Annotated in this window: 19 protein-coding genes; 10 read left to right on the forward strand and 9 right to left on the reverse strand. The window is 72.7% G+C overall.

What is annotated here, in order from left to right:
* Positions 1-84: 84 nt before the first annotated feature.
* The 3 genes from V6U89_RS26495 to V6U89_RS30285 form a co-directional block, all read right to left on the reverse strand.
* A complete protein-coding gene (locus V6U89_RS26495) occupies positions 85-1,029 on the reverse strand; it encodes an ABC transporter ATP-binding protein (RefSeq protein ID WP_334574722.1) in 945 nt (314 codons plus the stop codon).
* The gene (locus V6U89_RS26500) at positions 1,026-2,045 is read right to left on the reverse strand and encodes an ABC transporter substrate-binding protein (protein ID WP_334574724.1); all 1,020 of its coding nucleotides are present in this window, start codon (positions 2,043-2,045) and stop codon (positions 1,026-1,028) included. The genes V6U89_RS26495 and V6U89_RS26500 overlap by 4 nt, the downstream gene beginning before the upstream one ends.
* 138 nt (positions 2,046-2,183) lie before the next feature.
* Positions 2,184-2,261, reverse strand: coding sequence for a putative leader peptide (locus V6U89_RS30285; protein ID WP_349881247.1), 78 nt, complete (start codon positions 2,259-2,261; stop codon positions 2,184-2,186).
* Between the two features lie 244 nt (positions 2,262-2,505).
* Between V6U89_RS30285 and V6U89_RS26505 the strand changes: the two genes are divergently transcribed.
* Together V6U89_RS26505 and V6U89_RS26510 are read left to right on the forward strand one after the other, a co-directional pair.
* Positions 2,506-2,685, forward strand: a complete 180-nt coding sequence (locus tag V6U89_RS26505; protein WP_334574726.1) for a DUF4236 domain-containing protein — start codon at positions 2,506-2,508, stop codon at positions 2,683-2,685.
* Positions 2,686-2,833: 148 nt separating this feature from the next.
* Complete coding sequence (locus V6U89_RS26510; protein WP_334574729.1) at positions 2,834-3,361, forward strand: potassium channel family protein; 528 nt, start codon at positions 2,834-2,836, stop codon at positions 3,359-3,361.
* Here the strand turns inward: V6U89_RS26510 and V6U89_RS26515 are convergent.
* Positions 3,321-4,223, reverse strand: coding sequence for a hypothetical protein (locus V6U89_RS26515; protein WP_334574731.1), 903 nt, complete (start codon positions 4,221-4,223; stop codon positions 3,321-3,323). The two genes, V6U89_RS26510 and V6U89_RS26515, sit on opposite strands and share 41 nt — an antisense overlap.
* 20 nt (positions 4,224-4,243) lie before the next feature.
* Positions 4,244-4,765 carry a VOC family protein gene (locus V6U89_RS26520; RefSeq protein ID WP_334574734.1) on the reverse strand — a complete coding sequence of 174 codons (522 nt, stop codon included), beginning with the start codon at positions 4,763-4,765 and terminating at the stop codon, positions 4,244-4,246.
* A gap of 50 nt (positions 4,766-4,815) precedes the next feature.
* Here V6U89_RS26520 and V6U89_RS26525 point away from each other — a divergent pair, with 50 nt between their 5' ends.
* The 3 genes from V6U89_RS26525 to V6U89_RS26535 all read left to right on the forward strand — a co-directional run bounded on the left by V6U89_RS26525 (position 4,816) and on the right by V6U89_RS26535 (position 9,525).
* Positions 4,816-5,274, forward strand: coding sequence for a MarR family winged helix-turn-helix transcriptional regulator (locus V6U89_RS26525; protein ID WP_334574809.1), 459 nt, complete (start codon positions 4,816-4,818; stop codon positions 5,272-5,274).
* 57 nt (positions 5,275-5,331) lie between these two features.
* Positions 5,332-6,894, forward strand: coding sequence for a tetratricopeptide repeat protein (locus V6U89_RS26530; RefSeq protein ID WP_334574738.1), 1,563 nt, complete (start codon positions 5,332-5,334; stop codon positions 6,892-6,894).
* A 336-nt stretch (positions 6,895-7,230) separates the two neighbouring features.
* A complete protein-coding gene (locus V6U89_RS26535) occupies positions 7,231-9,525 on the forward strand; it encodes a HelD family protein (RefSeq protein WP_334574739.1) in 2,295 nt (764 codons plus the stop codon).
* 104 nt (positions 9,526-9,629) lie between these two features.
* Here the strand turns inward: V6U89_RS26535 and V6U89_RS26540 are convergent, their stop codons facing one another.
* Positions 9,630-10,052 carry a hypothetical protein gene (locus V6U89_RS26540; protein WP_334574740.1) on the reverse strand — a complete coding sequence of 141 codons (423 nt, stop codon included), beginning with the start codon at positions 10,050-10,052 and terminating at the stop codon, positions 9,630-9,632.
* Between the two features lie 183 nt (positions 10,053-10,235).
* On the opposite strand from V6U89_RS26540, the gene V6U89_RS26545 reads away from it, so the two are divergent.
* Entirely contained in the window at positions 10,236-12,269 is a 2,034-nt protein-coding gene (locus tag V6U89_RS26545) for a glycerophosphodiester phosphodiesterase family protein (RefSeq protein ID WP_334574811.1), read from the forward strand.
* Positions 12,270-12,461: 192 nt separating this feature from the next.
* Positions 12,462-12,842, forward strand: coding sequence for a hypothetical protein (locus tag V6U89_RS26550; protein ID WP_334574741.1), 381 nt, complete (start codon positions 12,462-12,464; stop codon positions 12,840-12,842).
* Positions 12,843-12,910: 68 nt separating this feature from the next.
* On the opposite strand, the gene V6U89_RS26555 is transcribed toward V6U89_RS26550, so the two are convergent.
* Entirely contained in the window at positions 12,911-13,867 is a 957-nt protein-coding gene (locus V6U89_RS26555) for a sporulation protein (protein WP_334574742.1), read from the reverse strand.
* 456 nt (positions 13,868-14,323) lie between these two features.
* Positions 14,324-14,575 carry a hypothetical protein gene (locus V6U89_RS26560; RefSeq protein WP_334574744.1) on the reverse strand — a complete coding sequence of 84 codons (252 nt, stop codon included), beginning with the start codon at positions 14,573-14,575 and terminating at the stop codon, positions 14,324-14,326.
* 390 nt (positions 14,576-14,965) lie between these two features.
* Here V6U89_RS26560 and V6U89_RS26565 point away from each other — a divergent pair, with 390 nt between their 5' ends.
* On the forward strand, positions 14,966-16,339 hold the full coding sequence (locus V6U89_RS26565; RefSeq protein WP_334574746.1) for a hypothetical protein: 1,374 nt from the start codon (positions 14,966-14,968) through the stop codon (positions 16,337-16,339).
* Positions 16,340-16,385: 46 nt separating this feature from the next.
* Here the strand turns inward: V6U89_RS26565 and V6U89_RS26570 are convergent, their stop codons facing one another.
* Positions 16,386-16,721 carry a site-specific integrase gene (locus V6U89_RS26570; RefSeq protein ID WP_334574748.1) on the reverse strand — a complete coding sequence of 112 codons (336 nt, stop codon included), beginning with the start codon at positions 16,719-16,721 and terminating at the stop codon, positions 16,386-16,388.
* 53 nt (positions 16,722-16,774) lie between these two features.
* On the opposite strand from V6U89_RS26570, the gene V6U89_RS26575 reads away from it, so the two are divergent.
* Positions 16,775-17,662 carry a nucleotidyltransferase domain-containing protein gene (locus tag V6U89_RS26575; RefSeq protein WP_334574750.1) on the forward strand — a complete coding sequence of 296 codons (888 nt, stop codon included), beginning with the start codon at positions 16,775-16,777 and terminating at the stop codon, positions 17,660-17,662.
* 11 nt (positions 17,663-17,673) lie between these two features.
* A complete protein-coding gene (locus V6U89_RS26580; protein ID WP_334574752.1) occupies positions 17,674-18,261 on the forward strand; it encodes a hypothetical protein in 588 nt (195 codons plus the stop codon).
* Positions 18,262-18,955 lie beyond the last annotated feature (694 nt).

Raw genomic sequence — 18,955 nt, forward strand, 5'->3', positions numbered from 1 at the left:
CCGGGCAGCGCGGGCGCGGCGGCGGCCGGCGCCGCCGGGGGCACGGCGGCGGGGAGCGCCGGCCGGGTGGGTCGTTCGGCGATGTCAACCAACGCGGGCCTCCTCGGTTCGGGTCGCCGCCGGCGCCGCGCGGTCCGCGGCGGCCGCGGCGACGGCGGGGGTACGACCACCGTCGGCTCCGGTGCCGGCGGGGCGGCCGGCCCTCGGGGCGCGGACGGCGGGGCGTTCGGCGGACTGCGCGGCGCGCACCTCGTCGCGCAGCAGCGTCCAGATCTCGTGCCGGTGGTGCCGGAAGGCGTCGGAGGAGCGGACGTCCTCGGTGACGCCCCGATCACCGAGGCCGATCTCGATGACCTGCTTGATCCGCCCGGGGCGGGAGGTCATCACGGCGACCCGCTGGCCGAGGTAGACCGCCTCGTCGATGCCGTGGGTGATGAACACGATCGTCTTGCCGGTGCGCTGCCAGATCCCCACCAGCTCGTCCTGCAACGAGTCGCGGGTCTGCGCGTCCAGGGCGGCGAACGGCTCGTCCATCAGCAGAATGTCCGGGTCGTACGCGAGGCTGCGGGCGATCGCCACCCGCTGCTTCATGCCGCCGGACAGTTCGTGCGGGTAGCGCTCGGCGAACCCGCCGAGCCCGACCAGGTCCAGGTGGTGGGCGACCAGCTCGGCCCGCTCGGCGCGGGGCACGCCCTTGGCCTCCAGTCCGAACGCGACGTTGCCGGCGGCGGTACGCCAGGGCAGCAGTGCGTACTGCTGGAAGACGATGCCCCGGTCGAGGCCGGGCCCGGTGACCGGGCGGCCGTCGACCAGCACTTCGCCGGAGGTGGGTCGGGACAGCCCGCCGAGCAGGTCGAGCAGGGTGGACTTGCCGCAGCCGCTGGGGCCGACGACGACCAGGAACTCGCCGGGGCGTACCCCGAGGGTGAGCTGGTCCAGGGCGGTGACCGCGCCGGCGGACGCGCGCCGCCCGGCGCGGACGCCGAAGGTCTTGGTGACCCGGTCGAACAGGACCTTGTCGTCGCTCACGCCGCACCCCCGCCGGAGGCGAAGGAGTTGTACCTGTTGGTGTAGATGTCGCCCGGCTTCGGCTTGTCGCCCTTGAGTTCGCCGGTGTCGGCGAGCCAGTCGATCCAGGTCGTGAACTCCCGGTCGGTGATGAGGCCGCCCTTGCCGGCGACGCCGCTGCTCTTCCAGTAGCGCACCAGCGCCGGGTCCTCGTTGCGGCCGCGCTTGGCGATGATCGCCTCCAGCCGGGCCACCACGGTCTCCCGGGGCTGGCTGCGGGCCCACTCGATGGCCCGGCCGACCCCGCTGACGAAGGTCTTCACCGTGTCCGGGTTGCGCTTGAGGAAGTCGTCGCGGAAGACGTAGGAGCCGCCGCTGAACGCCCCGAGCAGTTCGTAGTCGGTGAAGATGGTGCGGACGCCGCCGCCGGCGACCGCCTTGTCGCGGATCACGCCGCCGAGCACCGCAACGTCGATCTGCCGCTGCCGCAGCGACTGCTCGGAGTTCACCGGCGGGATGGCGACCAGCTCGACCTGGGCGATCTCGGCCGGGCTGAGCCCGTTGCGGGCCAGCCAGATCTTCAGCACCGCCTCGGCGTGCGCGCCGAGGGTGTTCATGCCGACCTTCCTGCCGATCAGGTCCCGGGCGGTGCGGATCGGGCTGTCGTCGAGGACGTAGTAGCCCTGGAAGGTCTGCGCGTCGGAGCCGTAGTAGCTGACCACGGCGGTGATCGGGGCGTTGGCGGTGGCGAGCTTGACGATGGCGCCGTTGAACGCGCCGCCGAAGTCGCTCTGCCCGGTGGCGGTGGCCTGGATGTCCTGGGGGCCGCCGGTGACGTTGCCGATCCACTTCAGCTTCACGTCACCGAGGTAGCCGAGGTCGGCGGCGAGTTCGGGGAGGGTGACCTGGCCGACGGAGCCCTGGTAGCGCAGCTCCTTCGTCTGGCCGGACGCCTCGGCGTCGCCGCCGCAGGCGGTGGCGCTGGTCAGGGCGAGCAGGGCCGCGACGGCGGCGAGGGTACGACGGAACGGTGACATGGACGTCTCCTGATCTGAGCACGAGGAGGACCGCGCCCGGTGGCGCGGGGGTACGCCGGCGCGCGGCGCCGGGCCGTCGTGGGCCGGGCCGTGCGGTGTGGCGGTGAAGGGATGGTGCGGACGGCGGTGGGCGTCAGCTCAACAGAGCGCGCTCGCGTGCCGGACCAGGTCGACGTGCACGCGAGCGGTGAGGAGAAGCTCGTCCCGCTGCGACATGAGCCCATGCTGCCGGGCCGCGACGAGCCCGGTCAACGCCCTTCCAGAACATGAGATGCGCGTCGCTGACTTTGTTGCATCCCTTGCCGAGCTGCGTTTACCGTCCCGCAACACCTACCTGCTGAGTAGAGATTGTGGTGACCGTCCACAGCGGATTCGCGGCCGGGTTTCGCAAATCGCCGGTTCGGGCATGTTCGGTGGCGTCAGAGCAGGGCAGGACAGGGAACGGCGAAGGGAGCCCACGATGGGTCTGATGTTCCGCAAGCGCAAGAAGTACGGGCCGATCATCCTGAACTTCACCGAGAACGGCTTCTCCTCGTGGAGCATCAAGATCGGTCGCTGGTCCTGGAACTCCAAGGCCAAGGCGCACCGCGTCGACCTGCCGGGGCCGCTCTCCTGGAAGCAGGACAAGAACCGGGCGTGACGTCCCGACGTCGAGCGGGGTGCCGGTGAATCACCGGCACCCCGCTCGGCGTTCGGCAACCCGTACCCGCGGCCCGCAGCGCCCGGCCCGGGCGGCGGCTTCGCCGTTTCCGCCGTTGGCGGCGGCGTCCGGGGCGCAGAATCGCCGCATGAGCGGCGACGGGTCCCACCGGCGGGAGCTGCGGCGGGCGGTGGGCGCCTGCCTGCTGCTGGTGCTCGCCTACTTCCTGGTGCCGGTGGCCCCCGACCCGAACGGGCTGCGGCTGGCCCTGCGCTCGGCCGGCACCCTGCTGCTGGTCCTGATCGTCGCCCTGCTCGTCACCGGCCAGGTACGCCGGCAGCTCGCCGGCCGGGCACCCACCGGCGACCAGAGAATCCCGGCGCTGATCCGGCTCGGCGTCGCGCTGGTCGCGGGTCTGCTCACCTTCGCCCTCGCCGACTACGTGGTGGCGTGGAGCAGCCCCGGACAGTTCGCCGGCCTCCAGACCCGCGTCGACGCGCTCTACTTCGCGCTGGCCACCCTGACCACCGTCGGCTACGGCGACGTGAGCGCCCAGGGGCAGGTCGCCCGGGTGGTGGTCTGCGGGCAGCTGGTGTTCAGCATCGGGGTGGTGGCGACCGGCGTGTCGGTGCTGGTCAAGCAGTTGACCGGGCGGCTGCGGCCGGGGCGGCGGTGATCAGCACGTCGCCGCCGAGCCGGCCGTGCTCGGGGTCGCGGCGTACCGCGCCGGAGTGCAGCAGGCTGGTGAGCGCGCCGACGGTGTCCGCGGCCCGGTAGACGGTCGCGGTCAGCGTGTGCCGGCGCAGCTCGGTGACCGTACGGGGACCGGAGCGGGCCAGCTCGGCCAGCAGTTCGCGGCGCAGCGGCCCCGGCTCGGGGTGCAGGGCGATGTCGAGCAGCCCGCCGGCCGGGTCTTCGGGGTCGCGGTAGCGCACCCCGGCGAACTCGTCGACCTCCCACAGCGCGTCCTTGAACGCCTCCAGGCTCTTCTCCAGCCCGGTGCCGAACGCGACCCGCCGGGCCGGTGAGCCGTCGGCCGGCACCAGCTCGACCTCGGTGACCAGCGCAAAGCCGGCGCCGGTCAGGGCCGGCCGCAGCGACGCCGGCGCGGGAGCGGAGAGCAGCAGCTCGGCCGGGCGACCGGTCGCCGCGGCGGCCAGCAGCGCCGGCTCGGCGGCTGCGGCGTCCACCATGGTCAGCAGCGGCGCGCCGGCCGCGCCGGCCGCCTTGAGCACCACCGGCAGCCGGGACGCGTCCCCCGGGACCAGGTGGACGGCCACGTCGGCCGGCAGCGTCGCCTCGACCGGCCCGAGCCGGGCCGGCAGGTCGGGCCCACCGCCGGCGAGCACCAGGACGGTCAGCCGTCGCCCGCGCAGCCGGTCGGCGAACTCGGCCACCACCCGCAGCGCCGCCTCGGCGGCCCCGGGATCGGGGTACGACAGGGCGAGGGTGGCCCGCCGGGAACGGTGCAGTGCCCCCGGCAGCCAGTGGTCGAGCTGCCGGACGAGCAGTTCCCGCAGGACGGTGTCGGTGGCCATCGTTGTACCGTACGGCGGCCTCAGGCCGGGATGGAGATGCCCACGCCGCCCCGGGTCTGCCCGCCGTAGCGCCGCCGCTCCCGGTCGAGGTCCAGCCGGCCGATCCGCTTGCGCGCCGCCAGCGCCTCGTCGTCGAGCAGGTCGGCCGGGACGATCCAGACGATCTCGAACTCCAGGCCGTCCGGGTCCTGCCCGTAGAGGCTCTTGGTGGTGCCGTGGTCGGAGGTGCCGACCAGCGCGCCCGCGGCGGCCAGCCGCTCGGCGGTGGCGCCCAGCTCGTCGAGGGTGTCCAGCTCCCAGGCCAGGTGGTAAAGGCCGACGGTGGCGCGCCCGGCCTGCGAGCGGCCGGCCGCCGCGCCGATCTCGAACAGGCCGAGGTCGTGGTCGTTGGTGGAGTCGGGCGCCTGAAGGAAGGCGGCGCCACGGAAGCCGTCCGGGGTCATCGCCACCGGCCGGAAGCCCAGCACGTCGCGGTAGAAGGCGACGCTGCGCTCGAGGTTGCTGACGTAGAGGACGGCGTGGTTGAGGCGGTGGATTCCCATGCACCCCACGCTAGCGCGGTTTGGTTGAGCGCTCAACCATTGTCGCTATGATGAACCCCATGACCCGGTGGTTGGACCCCGACGAGCAGCGCACCTGGCGGGCCTACCTGACCGCCTCCCGGGCGCTGATGGACACCCTCGACCGCGAGCTGCAACGCGACGCGGGGATGCCGCACGCCTACTACGAGATCCTGGCCCGGCTCTCCGAGGCCCCCGGGCGGCAACTGCGGATGAGCGAGCTGGCCGATCTGACCGGCTCCTCGCGCAGCCGGCTCTCGCACGCCGCCGCTCGGCTGGAGGCGACCGGGTGGCTCCGGCGCGAGGACTGCCAGACCGACCGCCGCGGCCAGGTCGCCGTCCTCACCGACGACGGCTTCGCGGTGCTCGCCGCGGCCGCGCCCGGCCACGTCGAGGGGGTACGCCGGCACCTCTTCGACGCGCTCAGCCCGGCCCAGGTCGACCAGTTGCGCCGGATCAGCGAGACACTGGTCGCCCACCTGACCGGTTGACGACTCCGATCACCGTCGGGGCTTGTACAACCCGTGGCCGGACGAGCACGATGGGGCGTGCCCTCCGGCTTCGGTGAACTGACCCTCCAGGCGCACCACCTGGTGTCCGCCGGCGACCTGGCCGGCGCGCAGCGACTGCTCGCCGACGCGCTGACCGACGCCGACCCCCGGCCCGACCACGCCTCCCCCGAGCTGGCCGACGCCGCCGGGCTCCAGGCGCGGGTCCTGGTCGCGCTCGGCGAGCCGCACTCCGCGCGCGGCTGGGCGGCCTTCGCGTACGCGGCCGCCACCCGGCTCTACGGGCGCTCGGACGAGCGGACGATCTCGGCGGGCGCGACGCTGGCCGCCGTGCTGCACCGGGTCGGCAGCGACGCCCGCGCCGCGCGGCTCTACTCCGACGTGATCCTGGAACTGACCGCCCACGACGGGCCGGAGTCGCTGCGGGTGCTCGCCGCGCACGCCGACCTGGCCACCGTGGAGTACGCCCGGGGCCAGTGCGCGCAGGCCCGGGAACGCCTTCAGGACGCCTGGGAGCTGCACCGCGAGGTCTACGGCGACGGCAACCCCAGCGGCATCAAGATGCTGGCCCGGCTCGGCGCGATGCAGCGCGACTGCGGCCGGTTCACCGAGGCGCACGACAACCTGGCGCTCGCCCGCGAACTGGCCCGGCAGCACCTGCCCGCCGACGACCCGCTGGCCCGGCAGGTCGCGGCCCTGGCGCGGGCGGCCGCCGACCCGGACCACGTCTGCGACGACGAGCCGCCCCCGGAACGGGACACCCCGGTGGTGCCGGCCGCCCGCACCGCCCCGGCCGACGAGGGGCCGCCCGAGCCGCCCGCCTGGCCGGTGGGGCCGGCGGCGACCGATCAGGCGTACCCGCCGACGGTGCCCGGCCAGCGGCTGCCCACCGAGGACGCCGACACCTCGGAGGCCGACGACCCGTACGCCGACTGGTGGCCGCCGGAGCCGGTCGCCGAGCCGGAGCGGGCCGCCGAGCCGGAGCCGGCCGCCCACGAGCCGGTCCCCCCGTCCGTGGTCGGGCTGGCCAACGGGTACGCCGAGGAGGCCGACGGGGTACACCGGGTGGGTCAGCGCCACCCGGCGGAGTCCCGACTGCTGCCGGTGGTGGTGCCCCGGCACCACGCGCCGCCGCCGCGCCGCAACCGGGCGACCCCGGCCGTGGTGGCCGGGTTGACCGTGGTGGTGCTGGGCACCGTCGCGGTGGTCGCCGGGGTGTCCCAGGTCGACGGCGGTGGCGACGACCCGCCGGCGCCCGCCGCAGCGCCCACCGGCCCGCCGAGCCCCACCGCGTCGTCCGCGCCACCCAGTGCCGGCGTCGCCGCCCCGCCCGGCACCCCACCCGGCCGGGTCACCCTGCGTGACCGGCGCGACAACATCGCGCTGGACTGGGAGTACCCCGCGGGCGCGGAGGGGCCGGTGGTCATCTCCGGCGGCCGCGCCGGGCAGGACCCGCGCGCCTTCCGGGAGTTGCCCGCCGGCACCAACAGCTTCGTCGTCTACGGCCTGGACCGCACCAACGACTACTGCTTCACCGTCGCGGTCGCCTGGTCCACCGACACCGTCGCCCGCGCCCCCGAGGTCTGCACCCGCCGCCGCTGACTCCCCTGCCCCACCCACCCCGCCGGCCCCGCCGACCCCGCCCCACCCCACCCCGCCCGCCCGGTGGGGCCTCTTTCCGAGAAAGCGTGGCCATTCGACGCCGCAAAGGCACTCTTTCTCTGAAAGTGCGCCGGCGGGGCCGGAGCGGGGTCAGCGCGAGGTGTCGCCTCGGAGGGGTGGGCGAGCAGGGGGGCGGGGGTGTGACGTGGGGGGTCGCGCGGCCGGGATGGTTGGTGCGGCGGGGCGGGGCGCGGTATCTTTCTCCGTTCGGAGAAACAAAAAAGGAATGGCGACGACGGCCATTCCTGCGGCTATTTTAAATGACGAGGAGACGGCTTGTCAACGCAATCCGACGGTTCCGTCGCGCACCGGCACGACGACGAGATCGGCCGCGAGCAGGAGTACGTCTCGCTGCTCTACGGCCGGCTGGACGACATGCGTGAGCAGGCCGCCCAGCGGCTCACCGAGGAACTGCGGACCACCGGGGGCACGTTGCAGGCCCGGTCCCAGCGCGACAGCGCGGTCCAGATGTACGCCGACCAGGTCGAGCAGTTCTCCGCCGTGGAGAACGGACTCTGCTTCGGCCGGCTCGACGACACCGACGGGACCCGGCACTACATCGGCCGGATCGGCATCTTCGACACCACCGGCGACTACGACCCGCTGCTGATGGACTGGCGGGCTCCCGCCGCCCGGCCGTTCTACCTCGCCACCGCCGCCAACCCGCAGGGCGTCAAGCGGCGCCGGCACCTGCGTACCCGGCAGCGGAAGGTGACCGGGCTCAACGACGAGGTGCTCGACCTCGCCACCGCCTCCCCCACCGCCCACGAGGAGCTGACCGGCGAGGCGTCCCTGCTCGCCGCGCTCAACGCCGGCCGGACCGGACGGATGCGCGACATCGTGGAGACCATCCAGGCCGAGCAGGACCGGGTGATCCGGGCCGACCTGCCGGGCGTACTGGTGGTGCAGGGCGGCCCCGGCACCGGCAAGACCGCCGTCGCGCTGCACCGCGCGGCGTACCTGCTTTACACCCACCGGCGGGAACTCTCCAGCCGGGGCGTGCTGCTGGTCGGCCCGAACGCGACCTTCCTGCGCTACATCTCGCAGGTGCTGCCCACGCTGGCCGAGACGGGCGTGCTGCTGCGTACCCCCGGCGACCTCTTCCCCGGCGTCAGCGCGCGGCGCGCCGAACCGGCCGAGACGGCGGCGCTCAAGGGGCGGACGATGATGACCGAGGTGCTGGCCGCCGCGGTCCGCGACCGGCAGTGGGTGCCCGACGAGCCGCTGGAGATCGAGATCGAGCGGGACACCGTGCGGCTCGACCCGGAGATGGTCCGCGCGGCCCGCGACCGGGCCCGCCGCTCCGGCCGCCCGCACAACCTGGCCCGCGCCCTGTTCGACGTCGAGGTCGTCCACGCGCTCGCCGCGCAGTTCGCCGAGCGGATCGGCGCCGACCCGCTGGGCGGGGAGAACCTGCTGGAGGAGGCCGACCGCGCCGAGATCCGTCGCGAGCTGCGTGAGGAGCCGGGCATCCGGGCCGCGCTCGACGAGCTGTGGCCGGTGCTCACCCCGCAGCGTCTGCTCGCCGACCTGTACGCCTCGGCCGACCGGATCGCCGCCGCCGCGCCGATGCTCACCGACGCCGAACGCGCGCTGCTGCACCGGGAGCCGGGCGGCTGGACGCCGGCCGACGTGCCGCTGCTGGACGAGGCCGCCGAACTGCTCGGCGAGGACGAGCGGGCCGCCGCCGCCCGCCGCGAGCGGATCCGCTCCTTCCAGCGCGAGTACGCCGAGGGCGTGCTGGAGATCTGGAAGGGCTCCCGCTCGATCGACGTCGAGGACGAGGCCGACGGTGGCGAGATCCTCGGCGTCACCGACCTGATCGACGCCGACCGGCTGCTGGAGCGGCAGGAGGAGGCCGACCGACTGACCACCGCGCAGCGGGCCGCCGCCGACCGGAGCTGGGCGTTCGGGCACGTGATCGTCGACGAGGCGCAGGAGCTGTCGCCGATGGCCTGGCGGCTGCTGATGCGCCGCTGCCCGAGCCGGTCGATGACCATCGTCGGTGACGTGGCGCAGACCGGCGCGCTGGCCGGCACCCCGTCCTGGGCCGACGCGCTGGAGCCGTACGTGGCGCAGCGCTGGCGGCAGGAGGAGCTGACCGTCAGCTACCGCACCCCCGCCGAGATCATGGCGGTGGCCGCCGAGGTGCTCGCCGAGATCGACCCCGCGCTGCGCCCACCCCGTTCGGTACGCGCCGGCGGCGTACCGCCGTGGGACCGCGCGGTGGAGGCGGCCGACCTGGCCGGGGAGCTGGTGGCGGCGACCACCCGGGAGGCCGCCGGGCTGGACGACGGGCGGCTCGGGGTGATCGTGCCGGCGGGCCGGGCCGACGAGCTGGCCGCCGCGGTGGTGGCCGCGCTGCCGGAGGCGGCGGTCGGCGAGCAGCCGGAGCTGGAGAGCCGGGTGGTGGTGCTGACGGTGGGTCAGGCCAAGGGCCTGGAGTTCGACTCCGTCCTGGTGGTCGACCCGGACGCCATCGTCGCCGAGTCCCCGCGCGGGCGCAGCGACCTCTACGTGGCGCTGACCCGGGCCACCCAGCGACTCGGCGTTCTCCGGCCCACGTCCTGACCCCTGCGCCCGGCTCGCCGGCGCGCAGCGATGTGGACAGCAGTGGCCTCACCCGTGCGGGTGAGGCCACTGCCGTTCTGTTCGCGATCGTCGCGGGACCGCGCTCAGCCGGGATTCGCGCGATCGTTGGTGAAGTTGCCCACCTGGGAGCCGGTCGAGGACTTGTCGCTCGTCGAGCCACCGGCGGGCGTGCTCAGGCCGCCCGTGGTGGCGTCGCCGGTGGTGGTCGGGGCGACCTTGCCGCGGTGCCGCTCCGGCTGGCGGGCCAACCGGCGCACGCTGGCCGGGCCGGCGGTGCCGCCGGTGGTGGTGACCGCGCCCTGCCCCCGGGTCGGGCCGCCGTCGCGCAGCACGTTCGGGTCGACCGGGGCGTCGGCCGGATCGTCCGGATCCTGCTCCTGGATCACCCGCAGCACGTCCGTCTGCGGCACGGTCACCTCGTCCAGGGCGCCCTCGCCGTAGGCGCCGGCGGTGAGGCGGTTCTCGGCCACGCGGGCGGACTCCCGCATCATGTCGTTGTCACGCACGTCCATCACCTCGCAGATCTGGCGGTAATCCACTGCCTGCCCGGCCAGGCCGCGACCAAACCGGTCCGCGCCGGTTCACCGGCCGGCCGCCCGCCGCTCGCCTGCCGGCCGTTCCCGCTGCCCATGCTGACCGGCGGGTTGGCGGGAACCGCCCGCCCCCGTAGGAGAGACAGCGTGCGCAGAATGCGCCGTACCGCCATCGCCGCCCTGGTGGTGGCGACCGTGACGTCCGGTCTGGCCGCGCCCGCGCAGGCGCGACCGGGACCGGAGCGGACCTTCGACCTCCAGGCTCACCGCGGCGGCCTCGGGCTGCGGGTGGAGAACACCCTCGCCTCGTTCGGCAACGCCCTCCAGCTCGGCGTGGACACGCTGGAACTGGACGTGCAGATCACCGAGGACGGCCAGGCCGTGGTGACCCACGACCGCAGGGTCAGCGGGGCCAAGTGCGTGGACACCGCCCCGGTACGCCCCGGAGACCCGGAGTTCCCGTACGTCGGCAGATACGTCAACACGCTCACCCTGGCCCAGGTGCGCACCCTCGACTGCGGCTCCCGGACCCTGCCGGACAAGCCCGGCCAGCTGGCCGTGCCCGGCGCCCGGATGCCCCTGCTGCGGGAGGTCTTCGACCTGGTCAAGCGGTACCGGGCCGACGACGTGACGCTCAACGTGGAGACCAAGGTGGAGGCCGGCGCGCCCACCGAGACCGCGCCGCGCGAGCAGTTCGTCCAGGTGACCGCCCGGGAGGTCCGGGCCGCCGGGCTGCTCAAGCAGGTCACCGTCCAGAGCTTCGACTGGGGCGCACTGATGCGGATGCGCCAGGTCGAGCCGCGGCTGTCCCTGGTCGCCCTGACCAACTACGACTTCCTCCAGGTCGGCCGACCCGGCGCGTCGCCCTGGCTCGGTGGCCTCGACATCGACGACTTCGCCGGGGACCCGATCCGGGCCGTGCGCAGCTTCGGCGCGAGCGCGTTCTCCCCGGTGCACGGCTTCCCGCAGAACGGCACCGTCGCCGACCCCGGCTACCGGCCGTACGTCACCAGGGACCTGGTGGAGCACGCGCACCGCAACGGGATCAAGGTGATCCCGTGGACGGTCGACGACGTGCCGACCATGGCGAAGCTGCTCGACGACGGGGTGGACGGCCTCATCACCGACTACCCGGACCGGCTCCGCGACCTGCTGGCCACCCGCGGCCGGCAACTGCCCGCGGCGTACGCCTCGCCCTTCGACGTCCAGGCGCACCGCGGCGGCCGGGCCACCCGCCCGGAGAACACCCTGCCCGCCTTCGCGCACGCGCTGGAGAACCGGGCGATCTCCACCCTGGAACTGGACACCGGCGTCACGGCCGACGGGCACCTGGTGGTGCTGCACGACCGGACCGTCAACGGCTCGCACTGCGTCGACACCGCGCCGGCCCGCCCGGGCGACCCGGAGTTCCCCTACGTCGGCAGGCCGGTGCACGAGCTGACCCTGGCCCAGCTGAAGACCGTCGACTGCGGCTCGCGGACGTTGCCGGAGTTCCCGGCCCAGATTGCCGCCCCCGGTGCCCGGATTCCCACCCTCGACGAGGTCTTCGCCCTGGTGCGCGCCAGCGGCCGCGACGACGTGCGGCTGAACGTGGAGACCAAGATCAGCCCGCTGGTCGACGACACCGAGCCGTACCCGAGCTTCACCCGCAGGCTGGTCGGCGCGATCCAGCGGGCCGGCTTCACCCGCCGGACCACGATCCAGTCGTTCGACTGGCGCACCATCCGCTACACCCACCGGCTGGACCCGCGGATCGAGACGGTCGCCCTGGTCTGGCAGTACGGCCCGGCCGAGTGCGCCGCCCTCGCCGACGAGTGCTCGCTGCGTGCCGTCTACGGCGACCCCGCGGTGAAGAGCCCGTGGACCGGCGGCCTGGACTGGTGGCAGCACCAGGACCTGGGCAAGCTGGTCCGCGCCTCCGGCGCGACGACGGTCTCCGCCAACTGGCAGGTGCACGACCCGGGCCAGGGCACTGTCGCCTCGGCCGACTGGTACCTGCGGGAGAACCCGGCCTACTTCCACGGCCCGACGGTGCCGGACCTGCAGCGGCGGTACGGGCTCACGGTCGTGCCGTACACGGTCAACGACCCCGCGGTCATGCAGCGGGTGATCGACCTGGGGGTGGACGGCATCATCACCGACGACCCGGAGCTGCTCGTCCGGGTGGCCGTGCGCAACGGCCTGCGCTGACGTACCACGCCGGTGGCGCTCTCCCCGCAGGGCGCCACCGGCGGCCGCAATCCGCTGGTGAGCCGGTGTTACCTCTCGGGGGCGTCGGGTAGACGGAGGTTGCCCGCGCCATGAACGCGAACCGTGCCGTGGCCGAAACGCGGTAGCGGGGCGAGGGAGTGCAGGTACTCATCAAATCCTGAGGAGGACCAGATGAGCACGCAGGCTGCATCCACCAGGCCCATCAACCGGCCGATGCAGGACGCGCCCAACCGGGCGGCGATGAACGAGGCTCCGACCCGTCCGATGCCGATGATGGGCGACGGGCGCCGCGAGCAGGTAATGCAGGCACCCGGCACGGAGACCAAGCCGTCGCTGCGTACGACGGAGTTCTGGGTCTACATCGCCGGCGTGATCGGCATACTGGCCGCGTCATTCCTGGTCGGTAAGAACTCGGTCGGGGTGGACATCTTCCGCGCCCCGCAGGCCTGGTTCTTCATCACCCTGCTGACCATCGGTTATCTGGGCAGCCGGGGCCTGGCCAAGGCCGGCAGCAACTTCCGCAGCAGTGAAGAGCGCAAGGCCCGTCACTGACCCACCAGATCAACGCCGTGAGAACGATGGCCCCCGGGACTCGTCCCGAGGGCCATCGTCGCGTCGGCTCACTCGAAGTCGCCGCCGAAGTCGCCGCCGCCGAAGTCACCCTCGAAGGCGTCCTCGATCATCTCCCCAGCGACCAGGCCACCGGCGACGCCGAGGGCCGCCCCGGCCACCATGCCGCCCATGCCGTGACCCCGGCGGCCGTACCCCTGGTGGGCGCCGAAGCCGGCGGCGCGCAGGCTGCCGTAGCGGGAGGTGGTGTCGCGCAGCCAGCCGTCGACGACCTGCGCCCAGTCGACCCGGTCGGCGTCGGCGTGCGAGACGGTGTACCGGCCGAAGGCGTCGTGGCCGGCGCTGAGGAAGCCACCGCGCTTGTCGCACTCGAGGATCACCTCGACGCCGTGCGGGCTGGTCACGAAGGTCAGCTCGACCTCGGTGACCGCCTGGGCGTACTGCGGCGCGGCGAAGAACTCGATCTCCTGGTAGAACGGCAGCGTCTGCTGGGTGCCGCGGAGGTGCCCGCGCTCCAGGTCGGCGTGCTTGAACCGGAAGCCCAGCCGCTGGAAGGCCGCCAGGATCCGCTCGTGCACCGGCAGCGGGTGGATGTTGACCTGGTCCAGGTCGCTCTTGTCGACCGCCCGGGCGATCGCCAGCTCGGTACGCAGACCCATCGTCATGCCGTGCAGGCGCTGGCCGTAGACGTCGGTGATCGGGGCCTCCCACGGCACCGGCAGCTGGAACGGGATCGACAGCTGCTGCTTCGGCGCCAGCTGCAACGGCCCGCTGACCGCCATCCGCTGGAACTCCATGATGCCGGCGTACTCGGTGTCGCCGCCCTCGATCTCCACCCGGGTGACCAGCCCGACGGTGATCTGCTCGATGTTCGCCGGGGCGTCGCCGCCGACGAGGTTGACCTGCCCGTCGAGGGTCAGGCCCGGCCGGGTGTTCGGGTTGGCCAGGACCGTGTCGACGCTGGGCCCACCCACGCCGAACGCGCTCAGCATCTTCTTGAAGACCATCGGAACTCCCGCAGCACACGAAGCGCTCCGAGATGGAGCGCGGACTGTTACCCAGGGCACCCTAATCGGAACGGCTGTGAAGTGCCTGGGAAGCGCAGCGGGACGGTCGAAACGCCCAGCGGGGTGGTGTACCTCCGGCTGACCGAGCCGGACCCGCAACCGTTGCGACGAGCACCGGCGGCAGGTCCACGTGGGGTGGCCGGGGTGGGTGTCCGGCGGCGGGCACGGAGAGGGCATCCACCCAACGAACACCTCCCCCGCGCTCAGCGGATGGCGCTCCGGTCCGGCGCAGTGCCTGGGGTGGCCCGTCGGTACGCGGCTGGATCCGCCCGTGCGTGTCGCAGGTCCAGTCACACACGCAGCCTCGGCGTCAGCCGACCCCAGTCCGCGCCCACCCGGACGCTACGACACCCGCCATCATCTGCGGCTGGCGGCTCACGTAGCCGAGTTCCTTTACTACCCGGCCGACTGACCGCTGTGGTCGCGCCCGGTGGGCCGGTCCAGCAAGCAGGCGATCACCCGCAGGCCGACCGCGCACCCACGGGCGACCACTTCGGTCGGACCCTCGCCACTGACCAGCGCGGCGACCTCGCAGGCCAGGCTCAGCCGCTGGGCGGTGGTAGCGATCCGGCGGCGCCATAACGACGTGGTCGGTGCAGGCTCGTGGGTAGGCATGAAGAACTTCTCCTCGATCTCGGTTCCCGGCAAGGAGCGACTCGGTTGCCGTCTCCGCCCGGGCGGGTGTCTGTAGATCGAGAGTCACTACTGAGAGCTATGACCGGCTACCCCACAGTCAACATCAAGGTGACCGGGACGGCCTACGGTCATGAATGTCCGCGGTTGGCCGGTTGACCGGGAATTCGGCCAACGTTGACCGGTGGTGACCTACGCCACCGGTCATCCGCCGCGTTGCCGCAGCGTAGAGGCCTGCCCGGTCAACCCGGTCAACCCGGTCAACTCCCCGGACACCTCCGAAATGGAAAGTCGCGCCTAGACGTCGCCGCCGTCGGTCACAATGCGTAGGCACAGGCAGATTGACCGACGGCCATCCGGCCCCCCTTCGTCGGCCATTGGAGATCCAGAGACGTAAGGAGAGGCATGGCCACCCCGGCCGACGAGGCGAACCCTTCCCGCTCCCCCAGGCAGGCCCGGACTCTGCGCAGCGAGCAGTCCATCCGGGACAGCCACACCCCCGAAGCTGCGGCGGTGCTGATTGCCATCCGCCGGCTCCTGGTCGCCCGCTTCGGCGAACAGGGCTGCCTCCACCAGCTCGCCAGGCTGATCCGCTCCGAATCGGAGAGCACCGACCCGTCGAAGACGAGCCGGAATATCGCCAAGCGGCTGTCCGAGCAGCTCGGCAACCGGGCAGTGCGAGGTCCCGACTGGAGGACCATCGAGGCGGTGCTGCGCCACTGCGTCACCGACAACCAACGCCCTGCGGAGATCGCCCGGATGCGGGCCCTGTTCGGTGCCGCCCGCGGTCACCAGCCCAGTGAGGTGTCCGGTGATCTGGTCACCCGCAGCGGCGACAGCGCGGAGGTAACCGCGCTGCGGGCCGCGCTGCGGACGGCGGAGCAGGACGCCGCGAAGGCCCGCCAGGACCTGCAGACCCTCGCCAACGACCAGGCGATCGCGTTGCGAGCGGCCGGCAACCTTACGACCCGGGCCACCGAGCAGGAGCAGAAGCTGGCCGATGCGGTCCGGCAGGTCGCCGAGTTGTCCGCCCGGGTGGAGCTGTTCCGCAGCAAGCACGAGGACGCGCTCTCCTCCAGCATTCGAGACCGAGCCGAACTGGCCGAGCTGCGCGAACGGCTGGCCCGGCTCGTGGCGTTCGTGGAATCCCAAGAGATCTTCCTCAACGCTCGGGTTGCTACCAGCGCGCTGCCCAGCAGCGCGCAGTCGGTGGGCGTCGCGCCGACGTCCGCCGCCCCGCCGGCGCTGCGGGCGGTGTCGTCCTACCTACGCGCTCGGGCGGAACTCGGCGGGCACCAAGTCGCCGCGATCGCACAGGAGGCCGGGGTTTTGCTGGAGGTGGTCGAACGGACCTTCGCCGCGCAGGAACTGCCGCCCTACCCGATCCTGGCGATGATCGGCGCGGCCGTCAGCGCAGACACCGACTACCTGCTGGACGCCTTCATGCGGGCCGAGACTGAGTCCACGGAGTTGCGTAAGGCCCAGGTCGTCTCCCCCCGGGACGCCCCACAGCCCTCGGACATGCAAACGGCGTTCGAGCAGATCGTCGCCGGCTATGACCTGGCCGCCGAAGCTGACGAGCCCCTCCGGGCCAAGCAGAACCTCGAGTGTTTCGAGCCGTCCGAGTGGCGCCGGTGGCGGTACCGCGGCCGACGCCGGCAGCGCACCAGACCGACCCGCGACCATATCCGCCTCCTGGCGGCGCTTGCGGTGATCGCAATCTTGGCGGCCAGCCACCTGATGATTGCGGTCTTCGCGGCCGGCCATTTCTTGGGTTGACGGCCCGGCGTGGGGCGATGTGGGTCAGCGCGCATACCTACATCCCCTACTCGAAGACGCGCTCGGCAACGGCGGCCTGCTCGGCGGCGCCAGCGCGGAAGTAGGGGGCCGTGGTGTCCGGGGAGGCGTGGCCGAGCAGGGCTTCGACCTTGGCCTGGTCGGCGCCGACCTGGCGCAGCCGAATGGCGTAGGTGTGGCGCAGCCGATGCGGGCGTAGGCCGGCATCCCGGCGTCGGAGCCGACGGCGAAGAGAACCTGGGTGACGCCGGAGGTGGTGAGCCGGCCGCCGGCCGGTCCACAGCGGTCCCGGCTCGGCGCCCCGGTGGCGGATCCAGGCGGTGAGCCGGTCGTCGGCAGGTGCCGGCACGGGGAGGCGCACCACCGAAGATCACTCTCAGCGACTACGTTGGTGCAGGACAACAAAAGGAGTTGGTCATGGCGACGTCGGATGCCGAGCGGCGGCAGTGGACTCAACAGGGAGCGCAGGACGCCGCGCAGGCGACGTACGCCTCGGTGAAGCGGGCGATCGAGCGGTCCCCGGACCTGGTCGGCAAGGTTGATATCTTCCTTCAAGGCTCGTACGCGAACGCCACGAACACCCGTGGTGACTCCGACGTCGATGTGGTGGTCATGTCCACCTCGACGTACTTCCCCGACACGCGGCGGCTGAGCAGCGCGGACAGGGATCGAGAGCGGGCGTCTGGCAGCCCGGCGACCATGACCTCGCTCGGGTTCCGCAAGCTGGTGGAGCAGGCGCTCGTTGACTACTACGGCGTTTCTCGGGTGCATCCGAAGAACAAGTGCCTGCGCGTGGACAAGAGCGCCGGGTACGTCGATGCGGACGTGGTGCCGGCCGAGCAGGTTCGGCTCTACACCTCGTACCCGTCCTACGGCTCGCCGTCCTTCATCGAGGGCACCTCGATCCAGCCGCTGGAGGGCACCCGGATCGTCAACTTCCCGAAGGAGCACCGCAAGAACGGCGCGCGCAAGAACGGCCTTTGCAGCGACAGGTACAAGCCGACAGTGCGTCAGATCAAGCGGTTGCGCCGCAAGGCGGTCGAGGCTGGGCTGATCGCCAAGGGGCTGGCGCCGGGATACCTGCTCGAGTGCATGACCTACAACGTGCCGAACCGGCTGTTCGCCTACGACGACGCCTCCCGGCTCGTGCAGGTGATGGCCTGGTTGCACGGCCAGAGCGCCGAAAAAATGGCCACCGAGTTCATGGCCTGCGACGAGGTGCACCGCCTGTTCGTTGACGACCCGGGCGATCACGACCAGTACGGGGCCGTCCGGATCATCGACCAGCTCTGGCGCCTGCTCTAAGGGCGACGGCGGTGCACGTCTACAGCAGCAGCGACAACCGCACCTCTGCGCTGGGCGCGATCGCCGTAGGCGCGGTGTTGCTGGCGATCGGCGCGAACGTGGCGTTCCAAGCGCTCGGCATAGGCCCGGCCTGGCTGTTCAGCCCGCCCGCGGTCGCCGCGTCCTTCGGGCTGCTCTACCACGCAATGGACACCCGCGCCTGGCGCTGGGCACCGCTGCACCGCCTCGGCGTCATCCAGGTCCCCGTGCTGGCTGGCGTCTACGACGGCCAACTGATCTCCTCCTACCAGCAGACCACGCTGCCGGTGCGCATCTGCATCGACCAGTCTTGGACGAAGATTGCGGTCCGTTTCGATGTGCTTCCGCCGACGTCGTCCACCTCGTACTCGATCACGGCCGCGCTCGCCGATGTCGGCCACCACCACGCCCGGCTGACTTACACCTACCGCAATCAGACCCGGCCCGGCGTCGCCGAGGCGGACATGAACGACCACGACGGGACCGCCGAAGTGGTCATCGATACCAGGACCGGACAGCTGACCGGCCGCTACTTCAACTTCCGCGGCCGGCAAGGCACGCTGACCCTGACCCGCGTCTAGGAGCGCCTCAGGCCGCTCTGGGCCCTGCGGTCACCAACCCGCCGGCGTCGCCGCCGAAGTCGTCGACGGGCTGCGTGGGGGCGCGGATTGCGGCGGCGGAACTCTGGCGGCGGTACGGTGGCCTGTGCCGCCAGCGACGCTCAGCGGTGGTAGAGGTGGCTCGGCCGTGCTGGTACGGCACGACGGCAGCCGGCCGGCGAGCGTGCTGCGGCAGCTGACGGCTCGAAGAGTACCCGAAGATCTCGATCGTGATGCCCGGCTGTCCTGCTCGGCCTGCTCCTAGGCCGGTCGCAGGGCGTCTAGGTAGACGATCGGCACCAGCAGCTGGGGGTCGTCCGCGGGGATGCTGGGCTCGCTGGTGTCGCTCGGGCGGGGGTCGGGCTGCCGGTCGGCTCCAGGGTCTCCGTCGGGTCGGCCGTGTCGGTCGGCGTGGGATAGGTCAGCTCGATCGACGGGGTGGTGGAGGCGGTCGTCGGGGTCAGCGGGCTGCCGTTCGAGGCGCGGGTCGCTTCCCCGGTCGTCCTGCCCGGACAGCGACGCGGACGCCCCGATGACGCCCAGGCCACCACGCCGACAGCGACCATGAGCCACTGCCGGCCGATGAAGAGGCTCGCGAAACCGGCCGGCTGGACCGCCCCGTCGGCGGCCGTTCCGGGTCGGCGCGCTCGCGCCGGTACACAGCCAGCAGGGCGAC

Source organism: Micromonospora sp. CPCC 206171 (assembly GCF_036906755.1).
Taxonomy (GTDB): Bacteria; Actinomycetota; Actinomycetes; order Mycobacteriales; family Micromonosporaceae; genus Micromonospora; species Micromonospora purpureochromogenes.